Annotated in this window: 17 protein-coding genes and 1 pseudogene; 9 read left to right on the plus strand and 9 right to left on the minus strand. The window is 30.7% G+C overall.

Annotated features, from left to right (window positions below):
* Positions 1-241 precede the first annotated feature (241 nt).
* The gene (rocD, locus tag R6X41_RS07220; RefSeq protein WP_318498822.1) at positions 242-1,486 is read left to right on the plus strand and encodes an ornithine--oxo-acid transaminase; all 1,245 of its coding nucleotides are present in this window, start codon (positions 242-244) and stop codon (positions 1,484-1,486) included.
* A 92-nt stretch (positions 1,487-1,578) separates the two neighbouring features.
* Here the strand turns inward: rocD and R6X41_RS07225 are convergent, their stop codons facing one another.
* Entirely contained in the window at positions 1,579-1,896 is a 318-nt protein-coding gene (locus R6X41_RS07225) for a CCC motif membrane protein (RefSeq protein WP_318498824.1), read from the minus strand.
* Between the two features lie 3 nt (positions 1,897-1,899).
* Positions 1,900-2,196 (minus strand): DUF2752 domain-containing protein, encoded by a 297-nt coding sequence (locus R6X41_RS07230; RefSeq protein ID WP_318498826.1) that lies wholly within the window; start codon positions 2,194-2,196, stop codon positions 1,900-1,902.
* A gap of 116 nt (positions 2,197-2,312) precedes the next feature.
* Here R6X41_RS07230 and R6X41_RS07235 point away from each other — a divergent pair, with 116 nt between their 5' ends.
* The 3 genes and pseudogenes from R6X41_RS07235 to R6X41_RS07245 form a co-directional block, all read left to right on the plus strand.
* Positions 2,313-2,513, plus strand: a complete 201-nt coding sequence (locus R6X41_RS07235) for a hypothetical protein (protein ID WP_318498828.1) — start codon at positions 2,313-2,315, stop codon at positions 2,511-2,513.
* 1 nt (position 2,514) lies between these two features.
* Positions 2,515-3,072 (plus strand): Smr/MutS family protein, encoded by a 558-nt coding sequence (locus R6X41_RS07240; RefSeq protein WP_318498829.1) that lies wholly within the window; start codon positions 2,515-2,517, stop codon positions 3,070-3,072.
* A gap of 167 nt (positions 3,073-3,239) precedes the next feature.
* Positions 3,240-3,491: pseudogene (locus tag R6X41_RS07245) on the plus strand (SpoIIAA family protein); the annotation flags it as partial.
* Between the two features lie 93 nt (positions 3,492-3,584).
* On the opposite strand, the gene R6X41_RS07250 reads toward R6X41_RS07245, so the two are convergent.
* On the minus strand, positions 3,585-5,033 hold the full coding sequence (locus R6X41_RS07250) for a TonB-dependent receptor (protein ID WP_318498833.1): 1,449 nt from the start codon (positions 5,031-5,033) through the stop codon (positions 3,585-3,587).
* 95 nt (positions 5,034-5,128) lie between these two features.
* On the opposite strand from R6X41_RS07250, the gene R6X41_RS07255 reads away from it, so the two are divergent.
* Together R6X41_RS07255 and R6X41_RS07260 are read left to right on the plus strand one after the other, a co-directional pair.
* Positions 5,129-5,890 carry an MBL fold metallo-hydrolase gene (locus R6X41_RS07255; protein ID WP_318498835.1) on the plus strand — a complete coding sequence of 254 codons (762 nt, stop codon included), beginning with the start codon at positions 5,129-5,131 and terminating at the stop codon, positions 5,888-5,890.
* Positions 5,890-6,390: a hydrolase gene (locus R6X41_RS07260; protein ID WP_318498836.1), complete on the plus strand. Its 501-nt coding sequence runs from the start codon at positions 5,890-5,892 to the stop codon at positions 6,388-6,390. Before R6X41_RS07255 ends, R6X41_RS07260 begins: the two co-directional genes overlap by 1 nt.
* A 159-nt stretch (positions 6,391-6,549) precedes the next feature.
* Here R6X41_RS07260 and R6X41_RS07265 read toward each other — a convergent pair whose 3' ends face one another.
* Genes R6X41_RS07265 through R6X41_RS07285 form a run of 5 tightly spaced genes read right to left on the minus strand, consistent with a single transcriptional unit; the run spans position 6,550 to position 10,967 of the window.
* Positions 6,550-6,753 carry a hypothetical protein gene (locus tag R6X41_RS07265; protein ID WP_318498838.1) on the minus strand — a complete coding sequence of 68 codons (204 nt, stop codon included), beginning with the start codon at positions 6,751-6,753 and terminating at the stop codon, positions 6,550-6,552.
* Between the two features lie 55 nt (positions 6,754-6,808).
* The gene (locus tag R6X41_RS07270; RefSeq protein WP_318498840.1) at positions 6,809-7,459 is read right to left on the minus strand and encodes an alpha/beta hydrolase; all 651 of its coding nucleotides are present in this window, start codon (positions 7,457-7,459) and stop codon (positions 6,809-6,811) included.
* On the minus strand, positions 7,460-7,786 hold the full coding sequence (locus tag R6X41_RS07275) for a hypothetical protein (RefSeq protein WP_318498841.1): 327 nt from the start codon (positions 7,784-7,786) through the stop codon (positions 7,460-7,462).
* Positions 7,786-9,045, minus strand: a complete 1,260-nt coding sequence (locus R6X41_RS07280) for a dihydroorotase (RefSeq protein ID WP_318498843.1) — start codon at positions 9,043-9,045, stop codon at positions 7,786-7,788. The genes R6X41_RS07275 and R6X41_RS07280 overlap by 1 nt, the downstream gene beginning before the upstream one ends.
* Positions 9,042-10,967, minus strand: coding sequence for a BatA domain-containing protein (locus R6X41_RS07285; RefSeq protein WP_318498845.1), 1,926 nt, complete (start codon positions 10,965-10,967; stop codon positions 9,042-9,044). Before R6X41_RS07285 ends, R6X41_RS07280 begins: the two co-directional genes overlap by 4 nt.
* A 180-nt stretch (positions 10,968-11,147) precedes the next feature.
* On the opposite strand from R6X41_RS07285, the gene R6X41_RS07290 reads away from it, so the two are divergent.
* Together R6X41_RS07290 and R6X41_RS07295 are read left to right on the plus strand one after the other, a co-directional pair.
* On the plus strand, positions 11,148-13,043 hold the full coding sequence (locus R6X41_RS07290; RefSeq protein ID WP_318498847.1) for a M61 family metallopeptidase: 1,896 nt from the start codon (positions 11,148-11,150) through the stop codon (positions 13,041-13,043).
* Between the two features lie 134 nt (positions 13,044-13,177).
* The gene (locus tag R6X41_RS07295; RefSeq protein ID WP_318498848.1) at positions 13,178-13,978 is read left to right on the plus strand and encodes a hypothetical protein; all 801 of its coding nucleotides are present in this window, start codon (positions 13,178-13,180) and stop codon (positions 13,976-13,978) included.
* A gap of 13 nt (positions 13,979-13,991) precedes the next feature.
* Here R6X41_RS07295 and R6X41_RS07300 read toward each other — a convergent pair whose 3' ends face one another.
* Entirely contained in the window at positions 13,992-14,888 is an 897-nt protein-coding gene (locus tag R6X41_RS07300) for a site-specific tyrosine recombinase (protein ID WP_318498850.1), read from the minus strand.
* Positions 14,889-15,005: 117 nt separating this feature from the next.
* Here R6X41_RS07300 and R6X41_RS07305 point away from each other — a divergent pair, with 117 nt between their 5' ends.
* Complete coding sequence (locus R6X41_RS07305) at positions 15,006-15,602, plus strand: hypothetical protein (RefSeq protein ID WP_318498851.1); 597 nt, start codon at positions 15,006-15,008, stop codon at positions 15,600-15,602.
* Positions 15,603-15,818 lie beyond the last annotated feature (216 nt).

The raw sequence follows: 15,818 nt of genomic DNA on the forward strand, positions 1-15,818 counted from the left end.
CAAAAATAAGATGTTTTTAGCTTTTGTTTGTACGTCTTCACATATTTTTTAGAAACGATTTGTATTTTTAATTGAATATAATGCAGAATGAATTCAAAAATTTGACATATTATTTTAATCCGCTTTTTATATTTAGTAATTTGCAAGAAATTTAATGGATGATTTCTCTCCATCTCAAAATTTCTTTTTTTAATTAGAGACAAGGTAGGAATAGCTAATTATCAATTTAAAATATATTAAAATGGCTGTTTTAGACCAATTAACTTCACAACAAGCAATCGACTTAGAAAACCAATATGGTGCGCACAATTATCATCCGCTTCCTGTAGTTTTAACTAAAGGAGAAGGTGTTTTTGTTTGGGATGTAGAAGGAAAAAAGTATTACGATTTTTTATCGGCTTACTCTGCTGTAAATCAAGGTCATTGTCACCCGAAAATTGTGGGAGCAATGATAGAACAAGCACAACAATTAACATTAACATCTCGTGCGTTTTATAACGACATGCTAGGGAAATACGAAAAATTTGCTTGCGAGTATTTTGGTTTCGATAAATTATTACCCATGAATACTGGTGCAGAAGCTGTAGAAACAGCGTTGAAACTATGTAGAAAATGGGCATACGAAGTTAAAGGTGTTGAAGAAAATGAAGCTGAAATTATTGTGTGCGAAAATAACTTTCACGGACGTACAACAACTATAATTTCTTTTTCTAACGATCCTATAGCGCGTGAAAATTTTGGACCATTTACTAATGGATTTATAAAAATTGAATACGATAATATAAAAGCTTTAGAATCTGCTTTAAAAAACAATCCGAATGTTGCTGGGTTTTTAGTAGAACCTATCCAAGGTGAAGCTGGAGTTTATGTGCCAAGCGAAGGATACTTATCTAAAGCTAAAGCGTTGTGCGAGAAATATAACGTATTGTTTATTGCAGACGAAGTACAAACAGGAATTGCCAGAACAGGGCAGTTGTTAGCTGTAAATCATGAAAATGTAAAACCAGATTTATTAATTCTTGGTAAAGCATTAAGTGGTGGTGCTTATCCTGTTAGTGCAGTTTTAGCAGATAATGCTGTTATGGATGTTATTAAGCCAGGGAACCACGGAAGTACTTTTGGAGGAAACCCTATTGCCGCTGCTGTAGCAATTGCTGCATTAAATGTGGTAATAGATGAGAATCTAGCTGAAAATGCTGAAACTCTTGGACAGTTATTCCGAAGTGAATTAGACAAATATATCGAGACAAGTTCTATTGCAAACTTAGTTAGAGGTAAAGGGTTGTTAAATGCAATTGTTATTAACGAAGATGAAAATAGTGAAACCGCTTGGAACATTTGTATGGCACTTCGCGATAACGGATTGTTAGCAAAACCAACCCACGGAAATATTATTCGTTTTGCACCACCTTTAGTTATTAATAAAGAACAATTGTTAGACTGCGTTTCTATTATAATAAAAACGTTAAAACAGTTCGAAAAGTAATTTTCAAAAGGATATAAAAACTAAAAAAGCGATTCTTTAAATTAAGAAATCGCTTTTTTTATTAAAATATCTCAAAGTATAAGTTAAAATTATTAATAACCACTTTGGTTTATAATCTCTTGAGATTGTTCAATTAGAACATTCCAATCTGTAGTAGATAGTCTATAAATGTAATATATTAAATATATTACATTTATAATTAAAATAATCATAGACACTGTTTTAGCTGTAGTCATCCCTTCAATATTTTCGTAATTTTCAGGATTTAGTTCTACTTCTTTTAATTTACTATACGCCATATAAAAAGCAATTCCACTAAATATAACACCAATTCCGCCTAAGCAACAACATAATAAGCCTAAACCAGACAGGATATAAATACTTGTTGTTTTTAAATAAATTCTTTCCATATATTAATTAAAGTTAGTAGTTGATAGTTTAATAAAATAGCTAATTACAATAATAGTAATATTAATTATAAAAAGCCACTTTTTAATAGCCTCTTGGTGTTTAACGGACTTGAATAGATTAAAAACAAGAAAAAAAGCAAGAGGGATTAATGTATAAACAGCAGGATACATTTTTAAAGCAGCAATAAATTCACCGTTAAAAATTAAAGCTATAGAACGTTGAAGTCCGCAGCCTAAACAATCAAAACCAAAAAGCTTTTTGTTTAAACAAGGTAACATGTAATCTTCGATAGAAGACATAATAGTTTGGGTTTAGAATTACAAATATAGTATTATAACAATGCATTTTATAGAGAAGAAAATGAAACTACTTTATAAAAATCGTAATTTTGAGTTTTAATGCGAAACCCAAAAACATGAAATCGTCCCAAACCTTATATTATATCTTAATTATCTTCGGAATTCTTGTAGCAATGTATGCCAAAGTAGATGACTCTGAAAACACTTATCTCTTAATTCTAGGTATTTGTAGTTTGATGTTTGGAATATTTAAAATATCTCAAACCATACCGAGTAAAAAGGATGCAGAAAACGATTTAACAAAAGAAGACGAATAACATGAGTTTTAAAAAAGGTGATTCCGTTTCGGTTTTAGATGAAGATATGTCTGGAATTGTTTTAAAAGTTGAAGGACAAACTATTTCAGTAGAAACTGATGATGGCTTTATTTTAAATTTTGAAGCTCATGAATTAATCAAAATAAAGAAAGATCCGCGCTTAGATTCTCAACTATTTTTAGACACTCCTTCTCATCAAGCTATTTCTGAAAAGGAAGAATATAAACCTAAAAAATCGGTTAGAATTAAACCTAAAGAACGTTTCGAGCCGACTATGGAAGTTGATTTACATATTCATAATCTAACAAAATCGACAAGAAACATGGGTAATTACGATATGTTGTCCTTACAATTAGATACTGCGAAGCACAAGTTGGAGTTTGCTATTAAAAACAGAATTCAGAAAGTAGTATTTATTCATGGCGTAGGTGAAGGTGTCCTTAAAATGGAATTAGAATACCTGTTTAATCGTTACGAAAACTTGAAATTTTACGATGCCAATTACCAAAAATATGGGGTAGGAGCGACAGAAGTTTATATTTTTCAGAATGGGAATTAGTTACTGTGTTTAACTAATCTTAAAAACTTAAAATCATGATAGAACAAATTAAAACGTTTGAAACGAATATTTTAGCTATTGAGGTTATAGACTGTTTTACAGAAACTGATGAAAAACTGGTTCAGAAATTCTTTCAATAAAAATTAGATGTAGGTTTTAAAACCGTAAACATGTTGATAAAAATAGATGAATATAAAATATCACAGACAGCTACAAAAGTGTTTTTCGAAGATATAATATATGTTATCAGGAAATTTGAAAACATGGGAAATATTGCGATTGTAAGTCATTCTAAAATACTAAAAGCTTTAGTGCCTATTGATAGTTTCTTTTTTGAAAGGCTTAAAAAAGGTAAAAAAGAACAGTATTTCGATGTCTCACAGTTAGATGAAGCGCTTAAGTTTATTTCAAAAAATTAAGTGTAGTGATATTCAAAAAATTAAAATTTTAAATAAAAAAGCGACCACATTATAAATAACATGGTCGCTTTTTTTATGAAATATATGGTGAATTTATGGATTTAAACCTTCATCGGACACACAACTAAACAAATGCTTTTGTTTAATTATTTTTGCAATACCTTCTGGTAACATTTCTTCCCAACCTTCTTCGTTTTGTGCAATCTTTTTAAGGACTTCTCTAGAGAATACAGAAAGAATACTCGGATCGTAATCTGTAATGTCTACCACTTTTCCGTTGTATTTAAAGAATTTATATAACTCTTTCATACGTGGATGTACTTTTAAGTTTTCGCTATCCATTAAATTACCGTTTTCGTCTAACATAGGATATAGATAAACCCGTAGATCTTTAAAGAATAATTTCCCGAAAGCTTCAAGAATACCTCCACTTAAATGACGGTAGTATTTTTCGTCGAAAATATCGACTAAATTGTTTACTCCCATGGCTAATCCCATGCGATTTTTAGAGTACTGAGAGAAATATTCAACTAACTTATAATACTCTTGGAAGTTAGAAATTAATACTGTCTGCCCTAAAGCACACAATAATTTGGCGCGATCCATAAAATCTTGCTCGTCAATTTCACCTTCTGCACGTAAGTTAGATAATGTGATTTCAAAAATAACCTTTGTATTTTTTTCATCAACTTTATTTTCCTTAATAAACATGTCGTACGATTTGTGAAATAAATCCATGTTAACTTTAGTAACAGGTCTATAACTACCACGTAGTGCTAAAATATTTTTCTTATACAGTACACGAGCAGGTAAAACGTTGTTTCCATCTGGATCGAACATCACGGCATCAGTCATACCATTTTTCACCAATTGTAAACTCATTAATCGGTTGTCTACATTTTCGAAAATAGGTCCTGAGAAATTTATAGTATCAATTTCTATCTGATCTTTATCTAGGTGATCGTATAAATAGCGTAATAATTTTTTAGGCTCATTGTACTTGTAAAAAGCTCCATAAATTAGGTTTGTACCTAAAACACCAAGTGTTTCTTGTTGTAGTCTAGCATCAGATTCTTTAAATCTAAGATGTAGTGTAATCTCATTATATTCTTGGTCAGGTTCTACTTGATAACGCAGTCCAACCCAGCCGTGACCTTTAAATTGTTTCGCAAAATCGATAGTTGTTACCGTATTTGCGAAAGAAAAGAACATTTTATTAGGATGTTTATCGCGAGTAATACGTTCTTCAATCAATCTGATTTCATGATCAAGCATTTTCAATAAACGTGCTTCTGTAACATATCTACCGTCTTCTTCAACCCCGTAAACGGCATCACTAAACGCTTTATCGTAGGCAGACATGGCTTTTGCAATTGTTCCAGAAGCCCCACCAGCCCTAAAGAAATGACGAACAGTTTCTTGTCCTGCACCTATCTCAGCAAACGTACCATAAATGTTTTCATTTAAATTGATTCGAAGAGCTTTCGTTTTTAACGAAGGAATGTCTTCAATCTTTTTGTCTCCTATCAGGGTGATTTCCATGTTTTGAATGTAGATTTGAATGTGTTTAACAAAGATATCAAAATAGCCTACTTAACAAAAAAATAAGTATATTTTTGTAGTAAATCTTTACACTTTTGAAAATCACTTTTTTAGGCACAGGAACATCTCAAGGTATCCCAATAATAGGGAGTAATCATCCGGTATGTTTAAGTGACGACTCGAAGGATAAAAGGCTTCGTGTTTCGGTTTTAATAGAATGGGACGAATGTTGTTATGTAATAGATTGTGGTCCCGATTTTAGACAGCAAATGCTTTCTAATCCTATTAAAAAATTAGATGGCATTTTATTTACTCACGAGCATGCCGACCATACTGCTGGTTTAGACGATATTCGTCCGTTTTTTTTTAGACAAGGCAATATTAATATTTATGGGCACGAACGCGTTTTAGAATCTTTAATTAAACGTTTTGATTATATTTTCGAAACCGAAAACAAATACCCTGGTGCGCCTGGTGTAGATACACATATTATTACAAATACACCGTTTACGATTCACAATCTAGAAGTGATACCTATAAACGGTATGCATTTTAAATTGCAAGTTTTTGGTTTTAGGTTTAAAGATTTCGCATATTTAACCGATATGAAAACCCTAGAAGATTCTGAAATCGATAAATTAAAAGGTGTGAAAATTTTAGTTGTGAATGCCCTTAGAAAAGAACCGCATATTTCTCATTTCAATTTAGAAGAAGCTCTAGAATTTATTAACAAAGTAAAACCCGAACGCGCGTATTTAACACATATAAGTCATTTACTTGGCTTTCATGAAGCCGTTCAAAACGAATTACCAAACAACGTGTTTTTAGCATACGATAACCTCCAAATCACTATATAATGAAGCAGAAAATTTTTATGTACCTGTTTATTTTCTCATTACTACTTATTTTATTCCAATATGTAAATGCAAAAAATGTTTTTGAAGAAGACATTAGAATCATAGAAAAAAGTAATGCTAAAATCGAAAAGTTGACAGATTCACTTAGCGTTTTAAACGATAAAGTTTTTGAATTATCAAATTTTAGTATTGAGCATAACGAAGATGCTTTTACCTATTTTGAAAATAAAGGAATAGATGTTGAAGCCTTAATTCCGTTTGTTAAAGATGAAATTTACAAACAGAATACTGTAAAAGGAGGGAACCCTCTAATTCCTTATGCCGCGAACGATGGCAAATCTATGTTAATAAACTCGATTAAAGTATTAAATCATAAATGGTTAATTACCAATTTTTCTGATGGTATTTTCTGGGGAGAACTTCTTGTGAAATATGAAGTAATTAATCAGAACGAAGTAACCTTTGAAGTGATAGATTCCTTATTGTATCCGCTTCAGTAAATGATTTTTAACTGATATGAATTAGAATAATTATCCTATTGCATTTATTCATTTTCAAATATAAAAAAAGTGTATCAATATCCATTTTAACACATGTTTCTTGATACACTTTACTATTTTTAATAACTGTCTAAATGCGTTTGCAATATTAAAAGTCTACTATTCTTGACTTTTTTCTTGTTTTAAAATTTTTAGATACTCTAATAAGAAACCAATTGCTGCTCCAATCCAAATTAGCCTATAAAGCCAAATGTTCATTTCGAATGTGAAGATTTTACCAGTCGTATCGTTACCGAAGAAACTATAAATTACATTTCCTATGGCTATAATCCCCAAAATTAAAGAGAATATTTTATTTTTCATATTAACTTGAGGTTTAGAATATTAGTGGTTTTTGTCTAAGAATAAAGCGTTAAAACTAAATCAACTTAGATAACCACTTTTTTAAATCGTGAAAATTCTGTGGTGCTACACCGTGTCCTACAGGATATTCATGATATTCATGTTTAATATGTAATCCGTCTAAAATTCCTGGTGTTTTTCTTGCCCAATCTACAGGAATTACCTGGTCTACACTTCCATGAGAACAGAAAAAGTTTAAATGGTTATAATCTTCAGAATTATGGTTTTTAGCTATAATTTCTGTATTTATATATCCGCTTAAAGCTATAATATTATTCACTTTTTCTGGATATGTTAACGCCACAGCATAACTTAAAATACTTCCTTGACTAAATCCTAAAAGCGTTACGTTATCTTTATTTACGGGATAACTTTCAACTGCTTCATCTAAGAACTTAGAAATTAAATCGCGAGAAGTTCTGGCTTGATCGTCGTCACTCCATTTTCCATTCTCTTCATCAAAATTAATCGCGTACCATGCATTTCCGTAAGGTTGCATCGCAAAAGGTGCACGAACTGAAATTATAAAAAGTTCTTCAGGTAATTCTGAAGCAAAAGAAAACAAATCATTTTCATCGCTACCATAACCATGAAATAGGATTAAAAGTGGTGCATTTTCCTTCAATGTAGAAGGTCGTGTAATGTGATATAAGCTTAGGTCTTTCATTTATCTAACGTTTCTAAACCATTCTTGAAAATATTCTCCGACATAAGGAATCAGTTTTTGTTCTCCTTTAATTACATGAAAAAAGGCATACAACCAACCTGCCGCCGAAATAAACCAACATGCTGTACCTAACCAACTATTTAAATATTCTTCTATAATATTAGAGATAAGTACCATAAATACTAACCCTAACATTTGTCTGATGTGGAAAGATGTAAAAGTATTGCGTTTTTCAAGATTCATTATAATGGCTATTATTAACCCTATAAAAGTTAAATAACTTATTATGGCTAAATTTTTACCATCGTTCACTGTTTGGTTTATCATTATTTTGTGTTTAATACTAATTGATTATTATTTAAAATACCATAGGTTTTACCTTTTAAAGTCTCACCTTCAAAAATGGCATTTTTAGATCTTGATATCATATGATCTCTTGTAAAGGTGTATTTAATATCTGGATTAAATAAGGTGATATTTGCTAAATTTCCAATATTTATAGGATTACTTTCAGTTCCGAAACGTTGTTTTCCTTTTGTTAAAATAGCGATCGATTTTTTTAATGAAAATATAGTTTGTAAAGCACCAAATGCACTCTCTAAGCCAATGGTTCCATATGCAGCATAATCGAATTCGACTTTCTTTTCTTCAATATTTAAAGGATTATGGTCGCTGGTAACCATATCTATAGTGCCATCTTTTACACCTTCAATTAAAGCCTCAATATCACTTTTAATTCTTAACGGAGGCAATACTTTATAGTGCGTATTGAAATCGTTTAAAACACTATCCTCAAAAAATAAATTATGGATGGCAACACTACAACTAACATCTAATTTCTTTGCTTTAGCTTCACGAATTAGTTCAACAGATTTTGCTGTAGAAAGTGTCGGAATATGAAGTTTTCCACCTGTATATTCTAATAAAAATAAATCGCGAGAAATTTGTAAAGCTTCAGAAAGTGCAGGAATACCTTTTAAACCTAAAGATGTACTCGTAATGTGTTCGTTCATCACACCTTTTCCTGCAATCTTATTGTCTTGTGGGAAAGAACAAACCAATCCACCAAAATTACTCGCATAAAGCAAAGCAATTTTCATAAGATTTGCATTGGTAATCGGTTTCATATAATCGTAATAGGCTACAGCACCAGCATTTTTCATGTCGTATAATTCGGCTAAATCTAAACCTTGACTATCCTTTGTTAGGGCACCGATTGGCAATAAATTCACGGCGTTATTGCTTGATTTACTTGTAATAAAAACAATGTCGCTATTCGTATCTATTACGGGATGGCTATTAGCGTTTAAAGCTACAGTTGTAAACCCAGAATAGGCAGCCGTTTTTAATCCGTTGGCAATGGTGTCACGCTCTTCTAAACCTGGCTCGCCAAAACTTACACTACTATCAAACCAACCTTGAGAAACATGTAAGTTTTCAAGCACGATTTCGTCGTAATTATTTGGATTTTCTAAAGATTTTCCAATGTTGGAAATACTGCCTTTTTCTACTAAAATATCTAGAGTTTGGTTATTAAACTCACTTTTAGTATCAATAATAGTCGCAGATTTTATAAGTACGTTCATTTAAAAAATTTTAAGATGAGCATTTCAATAATCAAAAAGGCTAGTGCAAAAATAGTAAACCATTTCCATAGCTCATTAATTTTTGTATTACTTTTTAAGGTGTCAAACAGACTTGGTATTGAATCGCTAATAGTTATATTTTTAAGCGTAGAAAGGTCTTGATAAACCAAATTACTTTCTTCGCGATTGTAATTAAAACTGATGTTTTTAATTGTTTCTAGCTTGTTTTTTATGTTATAGATTCCAGCGGTTTCAGGTCTCTCTTTGGTAACAACTCTTACTTTATTATTGAAATATTGTTGTTGCGGAATAAATTGTTCTTGCTCATTTTTTATTGAAATAATATCGTCCTGATTTAGCGATACATCGACATCAAAAGTATTTAGTTTTCCGATGGTATAATATAATTTAGGATGTTGCAAACTGCTCACCGCCATTTTGTAGAATGAAGGCACAATTAATGCCCAACTTTTAAAATTAGAGACTTTTAAATTTAAAGGAGAAGTGAATAGAAATACATTCGAAAATTGTGTTAAAAACGGTTTGCCGTCTTCGTAACTTAAAGCTGTACTTCCTGAATTACCACTTAATCCATAATACTGATTCACTTTAGGATATTGAAAATTTTTCACTTGTTTTTCAAAAACATCGTCTTTATAAATAGTATGCGAATAATTGATGGTAGTAATGCGTTTTTCAGAATTTGTAAGCGATTCAAACTGTGTGTTATAGTTTGTCAATAATGTATTATAAGCATTTATATTGGATTGTTCTGAAGGGATAATTACCAAATTACCACCCTGTTCTGTAAACGATCTCAGAATATTTATTAAGGTTGTAGGAATGTCTTTTAATTCATTTAAAATGATGGTATTCTGATTTTCAATCGTATTATAATCTAATTGATTTGCAGAAATCGAAGTGAATTTAAACTCATCTTCTGAATAAATTTTTCTTAGAAAACTGTCATCACCTTCAGTAATACTTAGCACATTAACTTTAGATGGCGTATTGATGTTAAAGTAAAGTGTATTATCAAATTGCAAGCCAGAATCTTCTATACTAAATGTACCGTTTATAATATCTTTACTCGGAATTGTAAATTGTGTTTCAGCCTTGTCTGTGATGGAAACTGCCGCCTTTGCTATTAATTTATCGTCGTTATGTAAGGCTATCGAAAGGTTTTCAATAGGAATTCCATAGTTTTTTAATGTAAGTGTTAATTCGGTTTGCGACGGGTTACTTTTAGAAATGTAAACGCTATCTAAAGCGATATTATTTGTGTTTGTAGGGGTTAGTTTAACTAGCTTAATTTGTGTTAACGAATCTGCTTCAACAGAAAAAGGAACTTTCTTTTGCTGAAAATCTGAAATAAATATAATCTGCTTGTTTTGTTCGGAAGTAGTACTAAATAAGGATTTACATTTCAGTAATGCAGCTTTATAAGACAATGTTTGCGCCGAATAGGGTAGTTGTAAAACGTCATTTTTAATAGCTTTTAATGTCGTGTTTTTAAATACCGCATTGTGTGTTACTAAAGAGATGGTTTTATCGAAATCTACTTCAGAAATTAAATTTTGGACAGCACGTTTTAGTAATTCACCTTGCGAACCTTTTTGTTGTAAACTAAAGGAATTATCTAAGAATATTACCGTTTCTTTAGGTGTTTCTTGACTATCTTTTTTTGTTGTAAAAGGCTGAGCAAAAGCGATAATAATACATGCTAAAAGTAGTAAACGTGTAAGTAAGGTTAACCATTTTTTTAATTGAGAACTTTTCCGAGTTTGTTGAGAAACGGATTGTAATATAGCAACATTGGTAAACGCTTCCTTTTTAAATCTGCGAAGCTGAAATAAGTGAATAATAATAGGAATAAGTAATAAAAATAGAGCGTAAAGAAGTTCGGGGTGTTTAAACTGCATTCCTAAAATATGTTTGTCAAAGATAAGAATTGCATACAGAATTAATAACAAAATTTTAAAATTCAGTTAAAAACTTACCTTTGCAATTATAGCAACACAATTTTTTTAACAAAATGTTATAATCATATTTTGTAACAGATTGTAAATTTGAAGAACAAATAGAAAAACAAAATTAAATTCATGAAAAATCAATTTCTGGCCTTAGCATTTGCAAGTGTAGTACTTGTAGGTTGTGGCTCTACCAAAAAGGTGTCTAAAGACGATTCGGCGCTAAAAACACCCATTGTTACATCCATTAACCTTACTAAAGTTGTAAACGATAAAGCTCCAGTAGTGATCAATCCAGGACGTTTTACAATAGATACTGTAACCTATAGATTGCCTCGTGTAGTGCAAGGAACGTATTCTGTAAGTGATTTCGGAAAATATATAGACGATTTTAAAGCTTACGATTATAATGGGGTTGAAATTCCAACAACAAAAGCAGATGTAAATACTTGGACAATTCTAAACGGTATAAACTTAGATTATATTACTTATAATGTAAACGATACTTTCGATATTGAAGAGGAAGGCGGAATTGGTGGAGAACAACCATTTTCTCCTGCAGGAACTAATATTGAAACTGACAATTATGTATTAAATCTACACGGATTTATTGGGTATTTTGATTCATTAAAAAACAACCAATACACATTAGATGTCACTGCTCCGGCATCATTTAAACGTACGTCTGCATTACAAAAAGTGAATGAAACTAAAAGTGACGATGGTAAAGTTATGACTACAAGTTATGCTGCACCTAGATATTTTGACATTACAGATAACCCAATGATGTATGGGGATTTGGATGTTGAAGAGTTTCAAGTAGGCGATATTAAAATTGTTTTAAGTGTATATTCTCCAAACAAAGTGCATACGGCTAAAAGATTGCGTGAGACTATGGAGAAAATGATGCAAGCTCAAAAAGCATTTTTAGGAGATATTAATTCAACGCCACGCTACGATATCTATTTATATTTAGCAGGAGAAGGAGAAGACCAACCAAAAGGTTTTGGAGCTTTAGAACATAATACATCTACAATTGTTGTACTTCAAGAATCTGAATCTGAAGAGTCTTTAGACGAAAGTATGATTGATGTTGTGTCTCACGAATTCTTTCATATTGTAACTCCGTTAAGTGTACATTCTGCAGATGTTCATTATTTCGATTATAACGATCCTACATTTTCTAAGCATTTATGGATGTACGAAGGTGTAACCGAATATTTTGCAACCTTATTTCAAGTCAAAGAAGATTTGGTTACTGAAAGTGATTTTTACTCTACAATTATGGAGAAAATTAACATGTCTAAACGTATGGACGATACCATGAGTTTTACAACAATGAGTGAAAATGTTTTAGAAGAACCTTACGCATCTAACTATTATAATGTATATCAAAAAGGAGCTTTGATAGGTATGTGTATTGATATTATTATACGAGAAGAAAGTAATGGACAACGTGGAATTTTATCTTTAATGAAAGAATTATCTTTAAAATATGGGGAAAATAAACCCTTTGATGACGATACTATTATAGCCGAAATTACAACAATGACATATCCTGAAGTTGGCGAATTTTTGAAAAATCATGTAGAAGGAACCACGCCAATAGATTATAACGTGTATTTTAATATGGTAGGTTTAATAGAAGCTACTGATAAAATTGAAACAAACATTTTACTTAATAATGGTGAATTAATCTTGGGCGGTGATCCTGTTCAAAAGTCTATCTTTTTTAACGATTTAGTTAAAGATAATAGCTTTTGGAACGATAATGGTATATTGCCAAACGATGTGATTAAAACTGTAAATGGTGAAGAAATGAATATCGTAAACGCAAACAATATGCTTCAAAAAATGATTTCTTGGCAACCAGGTCAGGATATAGAAGTTGTAGTAGATAGAAATGGAGAAAATGTTGTTGTTAAAACTAAATTAACAAAATCGTTTACTACAGGGAAAGTTTTAAAAGCAAATCCTGAAGCAACTGCGAATCAGATTGAAATACGTAAAGCGTGGTTAAAAGGGTAACAGATTAAGAAATATAGTGTTTTAAAAAGGTCCAGATGTTCGCATCTGGACCTTTTTAATTTTCAGAAAACTAAGTATTTATTTAAAATAATCAATATATTGGAAAATAATAAACTAACCCAAATTAAAACCCAATGAAGTTAAGTATTGTAATTCTAAGTTTTGTGTCATTAATTATATTTCAAACTCCCGAATTAAAAATTACTAAAACCAATTTAGAAAAAAGTGGATTGGCACCAGCACTTTATAAAGATGGCATAATTTTTTCGGCATTCGAATCTGATAACTCAAATTACGTTTCTCTTTATTATTCTAAAATATTAGATAAAGAGCAGTTAGATAAACCCGTTTTAATAAGCTTAAAAAATAGAGATAAATACATGAATTTATCTCATTTAACATATATAGCCGCTTCAGACGAAATTTACTTTACGGCAAATAATAGTAAAGGAGCTTTAGTTCTTTATCAAGCTAAAATGGAGGATATGGAAATTATAAAACCAAAGCAAGTTAAACTTTCTGAAATCAACAATGCTGCTTATCCAACGGTTTCAGAAAACGGATTACAATTAATAGTGAGCTCAAAAACTAGTGATAATAATGTAAACTTATTTTTATACACAAGAAGTGATATTGAAAGTAACTGGGAATTTAAACGTGCTTTATCTGAATTAAATTCAACAGATTATGAATTGCATCCTAGACTCATGAATGATACTACATTATATTTTTCAAGAAGTAATACGCAAACAGGCAAACTGAAGCTTTTTGTCTCTAATTTAAACGATAATGTTTGGTCTAACCCAATACTATATCAGCCTCTAAATGGTGAAGCTAGCGATTTTTCAATTGTATTTACAACTGAAAAATCTGGTTATTTTACGTCAAATAGAGATGGCGAAGACCATATTTATTATTTTGAAAATGAATTGTAAGTTAAACTACCTGTTACTTTCTTGGATGATATTTTTCTACAACTTCGGTTAAATGTTTTTTATCCAGATGCACATAAATTTCGGTTGTGGTAATACTCTCATGACCTAATAATAACTGTATAGATCTTAAATCGGCATTGTTTTGAAGTAAATGTGTCGCAAATGAATGTCTAAATGTATGTGGAGATATTTTTTTATTCAAATCTATTTTTACAGCCAATTGCTTTATAATTGTAAAAATCATGGCACGTGTAAGTTGTTTACCACGGCGGTTTAAAAACACGGTATTTTCATGTCCAGATTGAATATTTAAACGCGGCCGAACCTGTTTAATATAAATGGTAATGTATTTTATAGTAGATGCAACTATGGGAACAAAACGTTGTTTGTCTCCTTTACCGGTTACATTTATAAATCCTTCATCAAAATATAAATCGGAAATTTTTAAATTGGTGAGTTCACTTACCCGCAAACCACAACTGTAAAGTGTTTCTAGCATGGCACGATTGCGTTCCCCTTCATTTGAGGATAAATCTATAGCTCCAATTAAATGATCAATATCTTCTTCGCTTAAAGTGTCTGGTAATTTTCTACCAATTTTAGGCGATTCAATTAATTCTAAAGGATTATCTACTCTGTAATCTTCAAAAATTAAATAATCAAAAAAACTACGCAATCCAGAAATTAACCGGGCTTGAGAACGTGCGTTTAAAGTTTTTGCTGACTCGTAAATAAATTGTTGAACAACATCTGAAGTAATGATAATAGGAGAGATAGTTAGCGACTGTGTTTCTAAAAACGATATCAGCTTCTTAACATCTAAGACATAACTACTTACCGAGTTTAGTGATAATCCACGTTCAATTTTTAAAAATAAACTATAATCTTTTAATGCATTTTCCCATTTCATGCTTAAAAATAAGATAAATATTATAACCACTAATTATAGATATGATAATTTTTAGGCGTTTAATCGTTAATTTCGTACATTACATCGCCTTTAATTATTAATTAACACCTACTTATTATGAAAACAAAGTTTTTAACAACAATTGTTCTACTGTTTTTTGTTATCGAAATTAATGCACAACCCTTAGTTTATGAAAGTACCAAAATAGATCCTTTTGATTGGGGGCCTATAGCTGTTGCTGGTTTATTTGGCGGAAATAATATTCAACATGGTTTAAATTTGGGAGGTAATATTTCAATACCATTAAATTCTGATTACAATGTTGTTCCTATTGGTATCTTCTTAGATGTGAATTATTTATACCAATCAAGAAGAGCAATAGGGTTTGGTTTAGCCACAGGTTATGCGATGTATTTTAAAAAAAACAATACAGAAAATCAGGAATTTAAATATAATGGTTCTGGATTTAGATATATACCAGTAGCAGGCGCAGCCCGATATGCCTTAAATAATGGGATTGTAATTGGTGGAGATATAGGTTATGCCTTTATATTAAGTAATAATTGGAATGGAGGTTTTTATTACAGACCTGTTTTGGGTTATAATATTTCTGAACTTTTACAATTAAATATTTCGTATTCAGGTATTTCAAATCATTGGCATTGGTCTGCTATTAATTTAGGAATGACGTTTAATCTGAATAAAAAAGTTTAGAAAAAATATAAGGAGTCATTATCTGTTATTTTTTTTATTAACGAAAGTGTAGACTTTAAAACACATCATTTTAAACTAATCGTGTCCTAAATAATATTATATGTTCATTTTTTTCATTGATAAAAAGATCCTTCGACTACGCTCTGGATAAACCAAGCCAAAAAAATCTAGGCTTACGAACTTTTATCTAAATTTTTCGTTCAGTATCTAAATTTA

This window comes from Formosa sejongensis, assembly GCF_033447105.1.
Classification (GTDB): domain Bacteria; phylum Bacteroidota; class Bacteroidia; order Flavobacteriales; family Flavobacteriaceae; genus Formosa.

Excerpts from the sequence above, each read along its gene's own strand:
- R6X41_RS07295 (WP_318498848.1), top strand. The coding sequence starts at position 13,178 with ATGAAGTTAAGTATTGTAATTCTAAGTTTTGTGTCATTAATTATATTT.
- R6X41_RS07240 (WP_318498829.1), top strand. The coding sequence starts at position 2,515 with ATGAGTTTTAAAAAAGGTGATTCCGTTTCGGTTTTAGATGAAGATATG.
- R6X41_RS07250 (WP_318498833.1), bottom strand. The coding sequence starts at position 5,033 with ATGGAAATCACCCTGATAGGAGACAAAAAGATTGAAGACATTCCTTCG.
- R6X41_RS07285 (WP_318498845.1), bottom strand. The coding sequence starts at position 10,967 with ATGCAGTTTAAACACCCCGAACTTCTTTACGCTCTATTTTTATTACTT.
- R6X41_RS07280 (WP_318498843.1), bottom strand. The coding sequence starts at position 9,045 with ATGAACGTACTTATAAAATCTGCGACTATTATTGATACTAAAAGTGAG.
- R6X41_RS07305 (WP_318498851.1), top strand. The coding sequence starts at position 15,006 with ATGAAAACAAAGTTTTTAACAACAATTGTTCTACTGTTTTTTGTTATC.
- R6X41_RS07300 (WP_318498850.1), bottom strand. The coding sequence starts at position 14,888 with ATGAAATGGGAAAATGCATTAAAAGATTATAGTTTATTTTTAAAAATT.
- R6X41_RS07265 (WP_318498838.1), bottom strand. The coding sequence starts at position 6,753 with ATGAAAAATAAAATATTCTCTTTAATTTTGGGGATTATAGCCATAGGA.
- R6X41_RS07290 (WP_318498847.1), top strand. The coding sequence starts at position 11,148 with ATGAAAAATCAATTTCTGGCCTTAGCATTTGCAAGTGTAGTACTTGTA.
- R6X41_RS07230 (WP_318498826.1), bottom strand. The coding sequence starts at position 2,196 with ATGTCTTCTATCGAAGATTACATGTTACCTTGTTTAAACAAAAAGCTT.
- R6X41_RS07225 (WP_318498824.1), bottom strand. The coding sequence starts at position 1,896 with ATGGAAAGAATTTATTTAAAAACAACAAGTATTTATATCCTGTCTGGT.
- R6X41_RS07270 (WP_318498840.1), bottom strand. The coding sequence starts at position 7,459 with ATGAAAGACCTAAGCTTATATCACATTACACGACCTTCTACATTGAAG.
- R6X41_RS07260 (WP_318498836.1), top strand. The coding sequence starts at position 5,890 with ATGAAGCAGAAAATTTTTATGTACCTGTTTATTTTCTCATTACTACTT.
- rocD (WP_318498822.1), top strand. The coding sequence starts at position 242 with ATGGCTGTTTTAGACCAATTAACTTCACAACAAGCAATCGACTTAGAA.
- R6X41_RS07235 (WP_318498828.1), top strand. The coding sequence starts at position 2,313 with ATGAAATCGTCCCAAACCTTATATTATATCTTAATTATCTTCGGAATT.
- R6X41_RS07275 (WP_318498841.1), bottom strand. The coding sequence starts at position 7,786 with ATGATAAACCAAACAGTGAACGATGGTAAAAATTTAGCCATAATAAGT.